Annotated in this window: 13 protein-coding genes and 2 tRNA genes; 12 read left to right on the forward strand and 3 right to left on the reverse strand. The window is 55.1% G+C overall.

Annotation, left to right across the window (positions count from 1 at the left end; translation table 11 throughout):
* Window positions 1-9 precede the first annotated feature (9 nt).
* Window positions 10-1,014, forward strand: a complete 1,005-nt coding sequence (fimH, locus tag AC3WOK_RS16830; RefSeq protein ID WP_047347215.1) for a type 1 fimbria D-mannose specific adhesin FimH — start codon at window positions 10-12, stop codon at window positions 1,012-1,014.
* 9 nt (window positions 1,015-1,023) lie between these two features.
* The gene (gene sfmF, locus AC3WOK_RS16835) at window positions 1,024-1,548 is read left to right on the forward strand and encodes a fimbria assembly protein (protein WP_059312323.1); all 525 of its coding nucleotides are present in this window, start codon (window positions 1,024-1,026) and stop codon (window positions 1,546-1,548) included.
* 51 nt (window positions 1,549-1,599) lie between these two features.
* On the opposite strand, the gene fimZ is transcribed toward sfmF, so the two are convergent.
* The 3 genes from fimZ to AC3WOK_RS16850 form a co-directional block, all read right to left on the reverse strand.
* Window positions 1,600-2,232, reverse strand: coding sequence for a fimbria biosynthesis transcriptional regulator FimZ (gene fimZ, locus AC3WOK_RS16840; RefSeq protein WP_059312322.1), 633 nt, complete (start codon window positions 2,230-2,232; stop codon window positions 1,600-1,602).
* An 812-nt stretch (window positions 2,233-3,044) separates the two neighbouring features.
* Complete coding sequence (locus AC3WOK_RS16845; RefSeq protein WP_492354834.1) at window positions 3,045-3,761, reverse strand: helix-turn-helix transcriptional regulator; 717 nt, start codon at window positions 3,759-3,761, stop codon at window positions 3,045-3,047.
* Window positions 3,762-3,785: 24 nt separating this feature from the next.
* Entirely contained in the window at window positions 3,786-4,484 is a 699-nt protein-coding gene (locus AC3WOK_RS16850) for an EAL domain-containing protein (RefSeq protein ID WP_492354835.1), read from the reverse strand.
* A gap of 279 nt (window positions 4,485-4,763) precedes the next feature.
* Here AC3WOK_RS16850 and AC3WOK_RS16855 point away from each other — a divergent pair.
* The 10 genes from AC3WOK_RS16855 (at window position 4,764) to AC3WOK_RS16900 (ending at window position 15,905) form a co-directional block, all read left to right on the forward strand.
* Window positions 4,764-4,840: transfer RNA gene (locus tag AC3WOK_RS16855), tRNA-Arg, on the forward strand.
* Window positions 4,841-5,117: 277 nt separating this feature from the next.
* A tRNA-Thr gene (locus tag AC3WOK_RS16860) sits at window positions 5,118-5,193 on the forward strand.
* A gap of 79 nt (window positions 5,194-5,272) precedes the next feature.
* On the forward strand, window positions 5,273-6,103 hold the full coding sequence (locus AC3WOK_RS16865) for a CPBP family intramembrane glutamic endopeptidase (protein ID WP_492354836.1): 831 nt from the start codon (window positions 5,273-5,275) through the stop codon (window positions 6,101-6,103).
* 356 nt (window positions 6,104-6,459) lie between these two features.
* On the forward strand, window positions 6,460-7,476 hold the full coding sequence (locus AC3WOK_RS16870; protein ID WP_492354837.1) for an iron ABC transporter substrate-binding protein: 1,017 nt from the start codon (window positions 6,460-6,462) through the stop codon (window positions 7,474-7,476).
* Between the two features lie 24 nt (window positions 7,477-7,500).
* Complete coding sequence (locus AC3WOK_RS16875) at window positions 7,501-9,075, forward strand: ABC transporter permease (protein WP_492354838.1); 1,575 nt, start codon at window positions 7,501-7,503, stop codon at window positions 9,073-9,075.
* A gap of 1 nt (window position 9,076) precedes the next feature.
* Window positions 9,077-10,108: an ABC transporter ATP-binding protein gene (locus AC3WOK_RS16880; RefSeq protein WP_492354839.1), complete on the forward strand. Its 1,032-nt coding sequence runs from the start codon at window positions 9,077-9,079 to the stop codon at window positions 10,106-10,108.
* Window positions 10,109-10,256: 148 nt separating this feature from the next.
* Entirely contained in the window at window positions 10,257-10,532 is a 276-nt protein-coding gene (gene yahO, locus AC3WOK_RS16885; protein WP_023310654.1) for a DUF1471 family periplasmic protein YahO, read from the forward strand.
* A gap of 185 nt (window positions 10,533-10,717) precedes the next feature.
* The gene (locus AC3WOK_RS16890; RefSeq protein WP_492354840.1) at window positions 10,718-12,904 is read left to right on the forward strand and encodes a TonB-dependent receptor; all 2,187 of its coding nucleotides are present in this window, start codon (window positions 10,718-10,720) and stop codon (window positions 12,902-12,904) included.
* A gap of 103 nt (window positions 12,905-13,007) precedes the next feature.
* Window positions 13,008-14,393 carry a phenylalanine transporter gene (gene pheP, locus AC3WOK_RS16895; protein WP_059312312.1) on the forward strand — a complete coding sequence of 462 codons (1,386 nt, stop codon included), beginning with the start codon at window positions 13,008-13,010 and terminating at the stop codon, window positions 14,391-14,393.
* A gap of 273 nt (window positions 14,394-14,666) precedes the next feature.
* A complete protein-coding gene (locus AC3WOK_RS16900; RefSeq protein ID WP_063956701.1) occupies window positions 14,667-15,905 on the forward strand; it encodes an MFS transporter in 1,239 nt (412 codons plus the stop codon).
* The last annotated feature ends 5 nt before the right edge of the window (window positions 15,906-15,910 follow it).

Consider the following 15,910-nt stretch of genomic DNA (forward strand, 5'->3'; position numbering starts at 1 on the left):
GTTCTAAAGATGCGCATTGTACGCAACGTAATGGGCTTTGCGCTGCTCTGCAGCGTGATGCCCGCATGGGCAACGGTTTGCCAGAACTCCACTGGCGTGGCGAAGGATATCTCCTACGATCTCTCAAACGTTTTTAACAGCTCCAACAACAAACCGGGGCAAATAGTGACCCTTGCGCAAAAGTCCGGGCTGGTTGGCGTCAATGCTATCTGTCCCAAAGGAACTAGCGGGAAGTCCACGATGCGCAGCTACGTCACCAGTCTGCCGGTAACGACGGTGATTGATAGCTATAAGTATGTGCAGCTGAACGACTACCTGGATGGCGCAATGCAGATCCACGATGACTTCGCGGGCACGTTCTACCCGCCAGCCAACTATATCCAGATGGGGCAGCACCCTAACGTTCCGAATAACAAAGCGTTTCCGGTTACCGACTCGAAGCTGGTCTTTCGCCTGAGAGTCACGCGGCGGTTTATCAATATGGTGGTGATCCCTCAGCAAACCATGTTCCGGGTGTATGTGACGACCACGACATCGGACCCACTGAATACGCCGGTGTATACCATCAGCTATAGCGGTACCATTCAGGTACCGCAGAGCTGCGCGATAAATGCCGGGCAGGTGGTGGAGTTTGATTTTGGCGATATTGGCGCATCGCTGTTCAGCCAGGCGGGTGCCGGTAATCGTCCCCAGAAAGTCTCGCCGCAGAGTAAAACCATTGCGATTAAGTGTACGAACGTGGAGGCCAACGCTTATCTGACGATGCGCATCGAGGCGGAAAAAGTCTCTGGCAACGCGCTGATCTCCGATAACCCCGATCTGGGTTTTGTGGTGGCGAACGACAGCGGCGCCCCTCTGACGCCTAACAACCTGAACAGCAAAATACCGTTCCGCCTGGACGACAGCGCGCAGGCGCAGGTAGGGATTCGGGTATGGCCGGTGAGCATTACGGGGAATAAACCCGCAGAAGGCCGCTTCACCTCTCGCGGCTATCTTCGCGTGGATTACGATTAAGGGGGAGAGATGCGGAACTGGAAAGGACATTTCACTGCGGTGGCCCTGGCGATGTTTCAGGCAAACGCGTGGTCAGCCACAGCGCTGGGCGAGATCAATATTCAGATGTCCGGCAACATTGTCGATTTCACCTGCGTCGCGGAGGGCAGCGATAGCGACAAGACCGTTACGCTGGGCACCTGGCCGACGAAACAGCTCGGCTCCACCGGGAGCCGCACGCAGCCCATGCCGTTTACGCTGAAGCTGACCGGCTGCCCGCCGGGGGCGGCGTCCATTACGTTTTCGGGTAAAGCCGACGGCAGCAACAGCGGTTTGCTGGCACTGAATGATGCCAGCACAGCAAGCCGTGTCGCCGTGGAGATCAGGGATGCGGATAAAACGCGTCTGGCTCTCCAGCAGGCCAGCCAGCCGGTTTCGGTTGATGCGCAGGGGAATGCAACGTTGTCGTTTTATGCCAATTATATCGCCACTGCCGATAATCCTCAGCCCGGACGGGCTGATGCAGATGCGACCTTCATGATTAATTATAATTAGCACTGACCGCACTCCCTGAAGCTCAGATAAGCTGCAGGGAGTGAATTCAGGTTATAGCAGTTCGTGTGCTTTGGCGTAATCAATTAATTCCACGATGCTTTGCACACCCAGCTTGGAGTAAATATTGGATTTGTGCGCGCTAATGGTCTTGTTGCTTAATAGTAGCTGCTCAGCAATTTCCTTATTGGATAATCCATTCGCCAGATACCGTAATACCGTGACCTCGCGATTCGATAATGGCATATCGGTTGCCATTCCTTTTCCTGAACCCGAATGGTTTATAAAATTCAACGTTTCCGACGGGAAAAAAGAATAGCCCATCAGGATCATCTCTACGGCGTTGTAGATCTCACCTAAATCTTTTCTTTTACTGACAAAACCATTTGCCCCGGCGCGAATGGCGCGACCTGCGTAAAATATCTCTGATTTAGATGAGAGGAACAGAACCTTAATGCTCTTGTTTAAGTTTCTGATTCTCTTCAGTAAATCGAAGGCATCCGTGCCCGTGAGTTCAATGTCAAGGATCACCAGATCGATAGGGTGATTGCGGATACAGTCAAGGACTTCATGGCTATCGCCAGACTTAAGCTTGACTGCGATATTTTTATTTTTCTGTAGCAGGACTTCTATCGACATTCTGACGATAGGATGTTCGTCCATAATGATAACGGATGCCGGTTTCATTTTTAATGCCTCAGATTGTTAAAAGCGTTATGCAGAGTTTGGTAAAACTCTCGAAATGCCGGAAGGATATAATGTGCAGATCCCTATACCGTAGTATTTCCCTGGAAAGAGCGAAAGCATCCTTGTTTACGTAATGAAAAGAACTATGCCTCAGCGCGGTCATCTCATTTGGCTGGTGTTGGCAAAAAGGTTTTTCTTATTCAGATTTGGTACGCATCTTATTATACAGGGTAAGTTTTTTCCGAAAACCCTGTAAATTAATCTCCGCTTATGGGTTTGTATTATGTTCTGGATCTGAATCGCTATTATTTTAAAATTAGCGGAAATATCCTGTTATCCCATTTACCGCATTTTTTCATCTTTATGTAATAACAAAAAATAACAGATATCTCTGTATGTTGATCAATTGTTAATAAAAATACGCCTTATTTCAGGGGGCGACTACGCAGCGGACAGGTGAAAAATTGCCCTCGCAGGCCGGCAGGCCTTCATCTGAAAGTGCTCAGGTTGACCTGGAGAACAGCGTTTGCTGCACAGGAGAACATGCTGTCCGCTTCGCTTTTTACTCCCAGGGGAACTCGCTAAGCTGCTTGTTTTTACATCATTATCATCTTGTTAACGCTATCTGCATTCACTTAACGGATGGAGGAAAGTGCTGCCGTTCATTCAATTTGTGGCATTTCACAAGGTTCGAGCCCGTAAATTAGGAATAGTTATAATTTCGATTTTATTGTTAATAATTAACATTTTTGCAACGCGAATGGTAAGTAATTTCCTAAACCTCTTTAGGAAATAAGGGGTTAGAGCGTGCGTTAAAACGTGCAGTCTGAAAGATTATTAAGAAGGTGTAGCAATTCCTGGCGATGGCTCAGCCCCAGTTTCAGCAGGATGCAGCTGAGGCGATAAATAATGCGGCTGTAGGGACGATTCTGCATCAGGGCAATCTGGCGCAATGTCCTGCCCCGTGAGAGCTCCTGCAGGATGGGCCATTCGTTGCGGGAGAACCAGTCCTTGTCGGAACCCAGCGGGGGGCTGGTATCCAGCAGGCTGTGCTGGAGCGCTGCGGCATTCAGCTGACGTTCGAGCACATGAAAAGGCCCTGCCGCTTTGCAGAAGAGGCGGGTGTCGTAATTATCGGCCCGGACGAGCAGCCAGGGCGTCAGGAAAGGCGGGAACAGGCTATGCCTTCTCAGCTGATTCAGTTTTTCCAGCAGCCCCGTGGACCGGCTTTCAATATCCACGACCAGACGGGCTGATGGCCACTGCGTCTGGGCGACAAGGGCGTCGTCGAGCGTGGCAAAGTCGCAGCAGCTGCTCAGGGGAAACTGGCCGTTGAGAAAACCGGTGCGCAGGAAGTGATCCTCCGTCACCAGAATGATAAACGGGGCGTCTGTTTTGCGGGGCTGGCTGATGGACTGGCTCAAAAATTCGAGCCGGTCGAAAAAGGGGGGAGCGAAAGGTGAGCGCGTAAATCCCAGTGCATCACTTCCCGTACGCCGCCGCCGGTAACGGCGCACTGTCATTCGCATGGCCTCCCTCCTGGAAATGGCGCTTTAATCCTCCGGCCATGTCCAGGACGGCCAGTAATACCCCTGGCCGAGATCTGCGCCTGCCTGCAGTGCCCAGGTGCGATCGCGTTCAGTCTCAATACCTTCGATAAGCACTTTCCCGGCAAGCTGAAAGCAAAGGGAAACCAGTTGCCTCAGCGCAGGGGTATCGCGTAAACGCCAGAATGCTTCCTTATCTATTTTGATGCCGCTTAACGGGAGTCGGCAGGCTAAAAACGACTGCACTAAGACGTCATCCACGTCATCCAGCCAGATTGCGTGCCCCTGTTTTCTGAGCAGCAGCAGATTCTGAATGGCGCGCTGTTTCTGCTCGGCGGACAGCGCCAAAAAAGCCACGGGGTCGACAATCTCAATATTGAGCGGTGCGGCTGGCAACCTGATAAGCCGCTGAAAAGACGCAGGCTCCGTCAGGACGGTTATCGGCAGATTAATAAAAAGGTTATGACCGCGCGGCGTATTTTTTAACGCGGCTAGCTGCGTTTCAAGCAGCGTTATGGACCAGAGTGCAGAGCGATCGTAAAAAAAGTCCTCAGCGTGCCGCGACGCGGACAGGACGCTGAGAACCTCTACACCCACCTGACGCAAGGAGGCGAGGGCGACGATGGGCTCAAGCTTAATGCCGACGATGTCCTGAGAAACGTACTGTAACCGGGGGGGCGAATCTATCGGGTTTTGCGCTGTCACTCCATTGTCCTGTTGTCTGTCAGCCTCCAGGCGGCCGGGATACCAGGCTCTAGTGTGACGAGCTGACGTACAGGAAAACAGCAGGCGTTACTTAAATGCAACTAAGCCTTTTCGCAGCACGAAATTGTACGGGAGAAAAGCGGGGGAATGGAGAAAAAACAGCCATATTTACAATCAACTAGCCCTAATCAGGCCAGAAAACGGAAAAGGCATTGACTCACCTGCCATTGACCGTATAATTCTTCGCGTTTCACCGCCGCGAAGTTCACTCTTCTCAGTGCGCCCTTAGCTCAGTTGGATAGAGCAACGGCCTTCTAAGCCGTAGGTCGTAGGTTCGAATCCTACAGGGCGTGCCATTTAGTCTCAGCGTGTAAACCAGCCCATTCTTCCCCTGACCGACCAACCGCTACCGATCCCTGTGCCTGATTTTAACCGTCGGATTTGCATGGTTAATTCCAGATGTGTATCATTCTGCACCCGGCCCAGGAGCCTGTCGGTGAGAACGTTTGTTCCATCATCGACCGGCCATTGGCATCGTTCCAGCCAGGGCCACCATACCGCCACTAGCTCATCGGGAAGAGCGACAACCAGGATGTTGTAGTACGGGGTTCGAGGCTCCGGTGGCGGACCAACGCCGACTTAGCTCAGTAGGTAGAGCAACTGACTTGTAATCAGTAGGTCACCAGTTCGATTCCGGTAGTCGGCACCATATTTATGGCTTCCCCGCGGGATGCCTCCGGCACGACATGCCTTTTCACTGTTGTATATACCGGTCATGAAGGACAAATATGTGGTATCTACTCGCAACTTCACTTGCCGCACTTTCCCTTAATAAAAGCCTGGCCTACCTGTTGCTGGGGTTAACGGCATTTCTCGGCTGGAAACAGGGCGTTCTGGACGCCCCGGCGCTGCTGGTGATTGCATCAATCGTTATTGGCTGGTCTGTTGTTGAATGGCTACGTAATAAAAATAATAAATATACTTATCTGGTTGAAGGCCTGTGCGTGGCCATCGCCGTTGCCCTGGTTATGCATGTGCTCCCGGGCTTCCATAACCCCAAAGTGCTGGATGCCGTCGTTGTTGGTCCGCAAAGCATACCGTTCAGTATGTACTTTAATATGGACAAGGCGGTGGTGCCGTTCTTTTTAATTACGTGCATGCCAACGCTATTTGTAGCAAAACCCCACTATAAAGCGGGCAAGATTGGCTGGGGAATATTGGTTCTTGCAATACCCGCGCTGTTACTTCTGGCTGTGGCGTTGGGCGGGCTGAGAATTGAGATGCATGCGCCAGAATGGTTCGCTCAATTTGCCCTTGCGAATATTTTCTTCGTCTCTTTGGCCGAGGAAGCTTTGTTCAGAGGCTACCTGCAGCAGCGCTTGTCCCGGATTATTCATCCTGTTGCCGCGCTGCTGATTGCCTCAGTCATCTTTGGGCTGATGCATTACAGCGGCGGTTTACTGCTGATTATTTTTGCCAGCCTCTCCGGCATTATTTACGGCCTGGCGTGGATGTGGAGCGGCAGGCTCTGGGTTGCAACGTTATTCCATTTTGGGCTGAACTGCGTGCATTTACTGTTCTTCACCTATCCGATGTATGCCCCCCACGCGGCGATGTGATGCGTTTTTAAATAGTGGTCTAATAATTTGGCTCCTTCTGGATAAACATAAAAAGCCCCGAAATATCGGGGCTTTTTTATATATGCTGGGCGCTTAAATAAAAAATTTTACTTCGCGGCAGAATGAATAGAAGGCTAATGAATTTCATTGCAGGGAGGCTTAAGGTTTTCTTAATCTAAATATTATCTCGGATTTAAATCTGGATTTTTATCATTTCAAACTCCGTAATAAAGAAATTTTACACTTTTACGTTTAAACTCGATTGATACTAATTATCATTAGCGTTGTTGTATGCTTTAATCCTGTCCCACAAAGCTATGAGTAGTTACTCCCGTTGGTCTATTAAGGATATGTTCATGAATTCTCGCCTGCTGTCCTGCTTCTCGCTTGCCTTGTTGTCTTCATCACTTTTCCTTTCCACACAGTCGGTTGCTGCCGATAACAGCGAAGGTATCGTTGTTTATAACGCGCAGCATGAAAACCTGGTGAAGTCGTGGGTTGACGGTTTTACCAAAGAAACCGGCATCAAAGTGACATTGCGTAACGGCGATGACAGCGAGCTGGGTAACCAGCTGGTTCAGGAAGGTAGCGCATCCCCGGCGGACGTCTTCCTGACCGAGAACTCGCCGTCGATGGTGCTGGTGGATAATGCCAACCTGTTTTCGCCGCTGGATGCAGACACCCTGAAGCAGGTACCGGCAGAATATCGTCCGGCGCACGGTCGCTGGATTGGCATCGCTGCCCGCAGCACGGTGTTTGTCTACAACCCGGAAAAACTGAGTGAACAGCAGCTGCCAAAATCGCTGATGGACCTGGCAAAACCGGAGTGGAAAGGCCGCTGGGCCGCATCACCGTCAGGCGCGGATTTCCAGGCCATCGTGAGCGCAATGCTGGCCCTGAAAGGCGAGCAGGCTACCCTGGAATGGCTCAAGGCGATGAAAGCCAATTTCGTTGCCTATAAAGGCAACAGCACCGTGATGAAAGCGGTCAATGCCGGCCAGATTGATGGCGGCGTCATTTATCACTACTACCGCTTTGTCGATCAGTCCAAAACGGGCGAAAACAGCAAAAATACCAAGCTCTACTACTTCAAACACCAGGATCCGGGCGCGTTTGTTAGCCTCTCTGGCGGCGGCGTGCTGGCGTCCAGCAAACACAAAGCGCAGGCGCAGGCCTTCATCAAATACATTACCGGTAAAGAAGGTCAGGAAAGCCTGCGTACCAACAATGCCTTCGAATATGCCGTGGGCGTGAACGCGGCCTCAAACCCGAAACTGGTTCCGCTGAAGGATCTTGATGCGCCGAAAGTTGAACCTTCATCGCTCAACAGTAAAAAAGTGATCGAGCTGATGACGCAGGCCGGCCTGCTGTGATCCTGAGAGTGAAGTGAAGGTCTTATGTCTGGTCTGAGTCTCGACATCGGAAAAAACAGAGTGCAGGAGCCTGCCCGCAGGCGTCCTGCACTGCCGATGGTTGCGTTAGCTGTATTGTTTTCATTGATGGCGCTTCTGCCCTTGGGCTTTATCATTGCCATTGGCATTGAGACGGGTTGGGAAACCATTAAGGCGCTGGTGTTCCGCCCGCGCGTGGCCGAGCTGCTCAGCAACACGCTGTGGCTGACGGCTTTAGCGGTGCCGCTCTGCATCGTGACGGGCGTGGCCATAGCCTGGCTCACCGAGCGCACGCAGCTTGCCGGGCGGGGGATTTGGTCTGCGCTGGCGGTCGCCCCGCTGGCGATCCCGGCGTTTGTGCAAAGCTATGCCTGGGTGAGCGTTGTCCCGTCAATGCACGGGCTTTCCGCGGGCGTGTTCCTCTCCGTTCTTGCCTACTATCCGTTTATCTACATGCCGGTTGCGGCGGTGCTGCGCCGCCTTGACCCGACGCTTGAGGATGTTGCCGCGTCGCTCGGCACGCCGCCGTGGCGGGTCTTTTTCCGCGTGGTGTTGCCGCAGCTCAAGCTGGCTATCTGCGGCGGCGCGCTGCTGGTGGCGCTGCACCTGCTGGCGGAATATGGCCTGTACGTGATGATCCGCTTTGATACCTTCACCACGGCGATTTATGACCAGTTCCAGTCAACCTTCAGCGGCCCGGCAGCGAACATGCTGGCGGGCGTGCTGGCTCTGTGCTGCCTGGCTATCCTGGTGCTGGAAGGCGTGACGCGCGGAAAAGCACGCTACGCGCGCATTGGTGCCGGGGCCGCGCGCGAGCAGAAACGCTGGCCGATGAAGCCTGCGGCCGCCGCGCTGGGTCAGTTGTTTTTCATCGTGCTGATCGTGCTGGCGCTGGGCGTGCCGTTAATTGTTCTGTGCCGCTGGATTTGGCTCGGCGGCGTGCAAAACTGGATGAGCGCCGATCTCTGGCACTCGCTGCGCCAGACGCTGATGCTCGGCGTGGGCGGAGCCCTGCTCACGACGGCATGCGTGATCCCCATCGCGTGGCTCGGCATTCGCTACCCGCACCGCATTTTCCGGATGCTGGAAGGGTGCATTTATATCACCAGCTCGCTGCCGGGCATTGTCACGGCGCTCGCCCTGGTCACCGTCACCATTCATTACGCCCGTCCCATTTACCAGACGGAAATTACCCTGTTCCTTGCCTACCTGCTGATGTTTATGCCCCGTGCGCTCATCAACCTGCGGGCGGGGATTGCGCAGGCGCCGGTCGAGCTTGAAAACGTGGCGCGCAGCCTGGGCAGCACGCCGGCGAAGGCGCTCTGGAGCGTCACGATGCGGCTGGCCGCGCCGGGTGCGGCGGCGGGAGCCGCGCTGGTGTTCCTTGGCGTCAGCAACGAGCTGACCGCCTCCCTGCTGCTCTCCCCGCTGGGAACGCGCACGCTCTCCACCGGATTCTGGGCGCTGACCAGTGAAATTGACTATGTGGCTGCCGCGCCATACGCGATGCTGATGATCCTGATTTCACTCCCGCTGACCGCCATTCTCTATATGCAGTCGAAGAAAATTGCAGGGCTATGACATGCTTGAATTAACCGCCATTTCTAAATCGTTTTCTGACGTGCAGGTGCTCGACAGCTTAAACCTGAGCGTTGCGCCGGGGAGCAGGACGGCGATTGTCGGGCCATCCGGGTCGGGTAAAACCACGCTGCTGCGTATTCTTGCCGGCTTTGAAACGCCTGACACGGGGCGCATTGTCATGCAGGGGAGAACGCTGTTTGATGAAAACAACTTTGTCCCCGCCCACCTGCGCCGGATCGGTTTTGTTCCTCAGGAGGGCGCGCTGTTCCCGCACCTCAATGTGGCAGACAACATTGCCTGGGGGCTGGACGGTACCCGCCACGAGAAGCGCCAGCGCGTTGAGGCGCTGATGGAGATGGTCTCTCTGGACAGGCAGCTCGCAACGCACTGGCCCCATGAGATTTCCGGCGGACAGCAGCAGCGCGTGGCCCTTGCCCGCGCGCTGGCCCAGCGTCCTTCACTGATGCTGCTGGATGAACCTTTCTCGGCGCTGGACACCGGCCTGCGCGCCATGACCCGTAAAGCCACGGCCGATCTGCTGGCTGAAGCTGGCGTGGCCTCGATTCTGGTCACCCACGATCAGAACGAAGCGTTGTCCTTTGCCACGCAGGTCGCGGTCATGCGTTCCGGGCGCTTCACTCAGGTCGGAACGCCTTATGACGTCTACACCCGTCCCGTTGACGAAGAGACGGCGCTGTTTCTTGGCGATGCGCTGATCCTGCCTGCAGAGCTCAGCGCGGGCTACGCCGTATGCGCGCTGGGCGAAGTGCCTACGGATAACGTCCATGCGACAGGGCAGGGCAAGGTTATGCTGCGGCCAGAGCAGCTGAGCGTGACGGCATGTGCCTCGCATGAAAGCCCAATCTCGATTCTTGATGTGGACTTCACCGGCCAGCTGTCGACGCTTACCCTTGCGTTAGCCGGGGAGCAACAGCCCGTGATTCTGAAGACCGTAAGCCAGCCTGGCTGGAACCCGGGCACCGCGGTACGTATTGATATTGCTGGCGCCGCGCGGGTATTCGAATATTCTTAATATTCGTTAGTAATTTCATGCAACGGGTTGTTATAAAAGAATTTTCCCGAGCGTATGGCATTTCCTTAGATTCTCTACCATGCTCATAAAACCTCACCATATGGGTGAGGTTTTTTGTAGTTGCTGATTAATCTCAAGGAAAAAGGTTATGAAAAAGACGACTGCTATTTTGTTGGGAACGGCGTTACTGTTTACGACCAATGCTTTTGCTGCACAGCTGCTCACTAAAAGCGAGTTCAAGAAGGTTGCGTCTCAGTATAAAAAAATCGGTACGGTAAACACCTCAAATGAGGTATCGGTTGATGATGCAAAAAAAGAACTGATTGAAAAAGCCGATAAAAAAGGCGCGGATGTCCTGGTGCTTACTTCCGGGAATACCAACAATAAAATTCACGGTACGGCCAATATTTACAAGAAAAAATAACGTCACTTCAGCCGCCCCATGAGGGGGCGGTTGTTCTTCCTCTTCTCTCGCCACGCTTCCCTTTCGTACACGCTGACGCTTGCTAATGCATGGATAATGCGTATAGTTCTCATTTGCATTGCAACCAATACATTTTAAGGCCCGACAACGGGCCATTTTTGCGCGCACTTTCAAATGAGTTAACGATGAACAACACCAAAATACACAAAACGCTGCTGGCGCTCGCCGTTGGCGCGGTGACACATTCCGCTTACGCGGCGGATGATAAAAAAGAAGACACCATTGTTGTGCAGTCTGCACCTGCCGGTGATTTTAAACCCGGCGGCGACCAGCCTGTGCCAGCCTTTCTTGACGGACAGGTCGCGAACGGCGGGCGTATGGGGATGCTCGGCCAGCAGAACGCCATGGACGTGCCGTTCAACATCATCAGCTACACCTCGAAGCTGGTTGAAGACCAGCAGGCGAAAACCATTGCTGATGTTGTTGCCAACGACGCGGGCGTACAGTTTGTTCAGGGCTACGGCAACAGCGCGGAAACCTACCGCATCCGCGGCCTGAAGTTTGACGGCGACGACATGACCTTTGACGGCCTGTCCGGCGTGCTGCCGCGCCAGGTGGTGGATGCCCAGATGGTCGATCGCATTGAGATCTTCAAAGGGGCAAACGCCCTGATGAACGGCGCGGCGAGCTCCGGCGTGGGCGGAATGATCAACCTTGAGCCAAAACACGCGGGCGAACTCCCGCAGGCGAAAGTCGGGGTCGACTACACCTCGGATTCTCAGATTGGCACCACGCTGGATGCGGGCCGTCGCTATGGCGACAGCGACCAGTTTGGCGCACGGGTGAACCTGGTGCACCGCGAAGGGGAAACCGGCATACCGAACGATCGCCGCCGCACCACGCTGCTCTCCACCGGTCTCGATTACAAAGGCGACCGCTTGCGCACCTCGCTGGATCTCGGCTATCAGAAGAAAACCTTCCACGGCAGCCCGACCAGCGTCAATATTTCGGCGGTGGACTTCGTGCCCGAGCCGCCGAAAAACGATCGCAACATCTCGCAGAAGTGGGCCTACAGCAATATCGAAAACGAGTTCGGGATGTGGCGCAGCGAGTACGACATCAGCGACAGCTGGACGGTCTATACCGGCCTGGGGGCGCAGCACGCGCACGAGGAAGGCACCTACAGCGCACCGAAGCTGGTCGATAAGAGCGGTAAGGCGACGGTCAGCCGCCTCGACACCAACCGCATCAGCGACGCCGTCAGCGGGATGGCGGGCATTCGCGGTAATTTTACTACCGGCTTCGTGTCGCATAAGGTGAACGTCGGCTATTCGGCGATGACGAAAAACGAAAAAATCGCGTGGAAGATGTCGGCAGCGAAGGATAACCCGACGACCAACATCTACCACAACACCGGCGTTGATATGCCGGACAGCAGCAACTTCAACGGCTCTGGCGGAAAGTACAGCGATCCGCTGACCAGCGGACGCACCCGCACCCAGGGCTGGCTGCTGAGCGATACGCTGGGTGTACTGGACGATAAGCTGCTGTTCACCGCCGGGGCGCGCCACCAGAAAGTGGTCATCCGCGGGTATAACAAAATTACCGGTGCGGAAAACGATGCGGACGGCTTCGACGGCAGCCGCTGGATGCCAACCTACGGCGTGGTCTACAAGCCGTGGGAGCAAATCTCCCTCTATGCTAACCATACCGAAGCGCTGCAGCCGGGTAAAAACGCGCCTGACACCGCCACTAACTACGGGCAGAGCACCGGTATCGTTCACTCTAAGCAGAACGAAGTGGGCGTGAAGGCCGACTTCGGCCGCGTGGGCGGCTCTCTGGCGCTGTTCGAAATCAAAATGCCGTCCGCTATTCTCGACAGCCAGACAAAGCATTACGGCCTGGACGCCGAGCAGCGCAACCGCGGCGTTGAGCTGAATGTGTTCGGCGAGCCGATGCTGGGGATGCGCCTCAACGCCAGCGCCACCTGGCTACAGGCGGAGCTGACCAAAACCAACAACGGTCTCAACCAGGGTAATGACGCGATCGGCGTCCCGAACTTCTACGCCGTGCTGGGTGCGGAATATGACATTAAACCGATCGACGGCCTGACCGCGACCGCGCGCGTGAACCACTCCGGCACGCAGTATGCCGACCTCGCGAACAGCAAAAAGCTCGACAGCTATACCACGCTGGATCTGGGCATGCGCTATCGCTTCGCGGTGAACCACAATGAAAACCAGATGACGGTTCGCGCGGGCATCGACAACGTGACCAACGAAAACGACTGGGCCAGCGTGGACGATTCCGGTACCTACATCACTCAGGGTGAACCGCGGACCTTTAAGGTCTCGGTTGGCTACGAGTTCTAAGCGTTCCATCTCGTTATCCGGGGCAGGGATGCCCCAATCCCTTGCTACCTCCAGCATGAAGTGTTAAAACGTGCCCCTTCTAAAAAAGAGACAGGGGTAGGACGTGAAAGACGCGTCATCCGCTTCAGGCCATGGTAGCGCTGAAGCCTCGTCGGATCAGAATCCGACGCTGCAACGTGGTTTGCAAAATCGACATATTCAGTTAATTGCCCTTGGCGGCGCGATCGGTACCGGGCTGTTTCTCGGCATCGGCCCCGCTATTCAGATGGCCGGCCCCGCGGTTCTGCTGGGTTACGGTATCGCCGGGGTTATCGCCTTCCTGATCATGCGCCAGCTTGGCGAGATGGTCGTTGAAGAGCCGGTTTCAGGCTCCTTTGCGCACTTTGCTTATAAATACTGGGGCCCGTTTGCAGGCTTCCTGTCCGGCTGGAACTACTGGGTGATGTTCGTGCTGGTAGGGATGGCGGAGCTGACCGCCGCAGGCATCTATATGCAGTACTGGCTGCCGGATGTCCCGACGTGGATCTGGGCGGCGGCCTTCTTCATCATTATTAACGCCATTAACCTCGTCAACGTGCGCCTGTACGGTGAAACCGAGTTCTGGTTTGCGCTGATCAAGGTGCTGGCGATTATCGGCATGATCGGCTTTGGCCTGTGGCTGCTGTTCTCCGGCCACGGCGGCGAGCGCGCCACGATTGACAATCTTTGGCAGCACGGCGGCTTCCTCGCCACCGGCTGGAAAGGGCTAATCCTCTCCCTGGCGGTGATCATGTTCTCCTTCGGTGGGCTGGAGCTGATTGGCATTACCGCCGCCGAAGCGCGCGACCCGCATAAGAGCATTCCAAAAGCGGTTAACCAGGTGGTGTACCGTATTCTGCTGTTCTACATCGGCTCGCTGGTGGTGCTGCTGGCACTTTATCCGTGGGTGGAAGTGAAATCCGACAGCAGCCCGTTCGTGATGATTTTCCACGATCTGAACAGCAACGTGGTCGCTTCTGCGCTGAATTTCGTTATCCTGGTTGCGTCACTGTCGGTCTATAACAGCGGCGTCTACTCCAACAGCCGCATGCTGTTTGGCCTCTCGGTGCAGGGCAACGCGCCGAAGTTCCTCACCCGCGTCAGCCGTCGCGGCGTGCCGGTCAACTCCCTGCTGCTCTCTGGCGCGATTACCTCACTGGTGGTGCTGATCAACTACCTGCTGCCGAAAGAGGCCTTTGGCCTGCTGATGGCGCTGGTTGTCGCCACGCTGCTGCTGAACTGGATCATGATCTGCCTGGCGCACCTGCGCTTTCGCGCCGCGATGCGCCGCAAGGGACGCGAGACGCAGTTCAAGGCGCTGCTCTACCCGGCGGGGAACTATCTCTGTATCGCTTTCCTCGGGCTGATTCTGGTGCTGATGTGCACCATGGATGATATGCGCCTGTCGGCGATGCTGCTGCCGGTATGGGTAGTATTCCTGTTTATTGCATTTAAGCTCTCGCGTAGGTAAAAGCAAAACGGCAACCTGGTTGCCGTTTTTAGTGTTTGCTCCCTCTCCCTGTGGGAGAGGGCCGGGGTGAGGGCACCAGACTGCACCATACCAGACCGCACATGCCCTCACGCCCGGTGGCGCTACGCTTACCGGGCCTATAAAGCACCACTCCACCTTTATCGTGACCCTCCTCCCAAATCTGTTTCGATCCACAGGATCTTTAATTTGTAATCGATTACTTTTTATTTGAACTGTTTTGTAATCGATTACTTTTTCTGGGTGAGGCTCATCATGGTGTCAACAACTGAAAGTAGTGGAAAGGCGATAGCACAGCACCGGCTGCTGGTTCCGCGTCTGTCGCTGATGATGTTTTTGCAGTTTTTTATCTGGGGTAGCTGGTCGGTTACGCTCGGCCTGGTAATGACCCAGCACAACATGTCTTTGCTGATTGGCGATGCGTTCTCCGCCGGACCAATCGCCTCTATTCTCTCGCCGTTTGTGCTCGGCATGCTGGTGGATCGCTTCTTCGCTTCGCAGAAGGTGATGGCGGTGATGCATCTCGCGGGCGCGGCGATTCTGTGGTTCGTTCCGGGCGCGCTCGTTGCTGAAAACGGCGCGCTGCTGATCGGCCTGCTGTTTGGCTACACGCTCTGCTACATGCCAACGCTGGCGCTGACCAACAACATCGCGTTTCACAGCCTGGCAAACGTCGATAAAACCTTCCCGGTGGTTCGCGTGTTCGGCACTATCGGCTGGATTGCGGCGGGTATATTTATTGGCGTCACCGGCGTGTCCGCAAGCGTCACTATTTTTCAGGTGGCCGCGGCCAGCTCCGTGCTGCTGGCCATCTACAGCCTGACGTTGCCGCACACCCCGGCCCCCGCTAAAGGGCTGCCGGTTAAGGTGCGCGATCTGTTCTGTGCGGATGCCTTCGCGCTGCTTAAAACCCGTCACTTCTTCGTCTTCTCCGTCTGCGCGATGCTGATTTCCGTGCCGCTCGGTACCTACTACGCCTATACCGCGTCTTATCTGGCAGACGCGGGGATTGTGGACGTCAGCACTGCGATGTCGTTCGGGCAAATGTCGGAGATCGTCTTCATGCTGGTGATCCCGCTGCTGTTCCGCCGCCTGGGCGTGAAAATTATGCTGCTGATCGGCATGCTGGCGTGGTTTGTGCGTTACGCCATGTTCGCGCTGGGCGTGAGCGAGGAGGGGCGCTTCCTGCTGTACATCGGCATTCTGCTGCACGGCGTGTGCTATGACTTCTTCTTTGTGGTGGGCTTTATCTATACCGACCGCGTGGCGGGCGAAAAAGTAAAAGGCCAGGCGCAGAGCATGATAGTGATGTTCACCTACGGTATCGGGATGCTGCTCGGCTCGCAGATTTCCGGGGCGCTCTACAACCGCCTGGTGGCGGGTCAGACCGTGCCGCAGGCGTGGGTGACATTCTGGTGGATCCCGGCGGTGGCCGCCGCGGCGATCGCGCTTATTTTCCTTCTCACGTTCAGGTATGACGATGACAAGGCGTAACGTTC

It is taken from the genome of Enterobacter sp. FW301-JW81 (assembly GCF_058788735.1).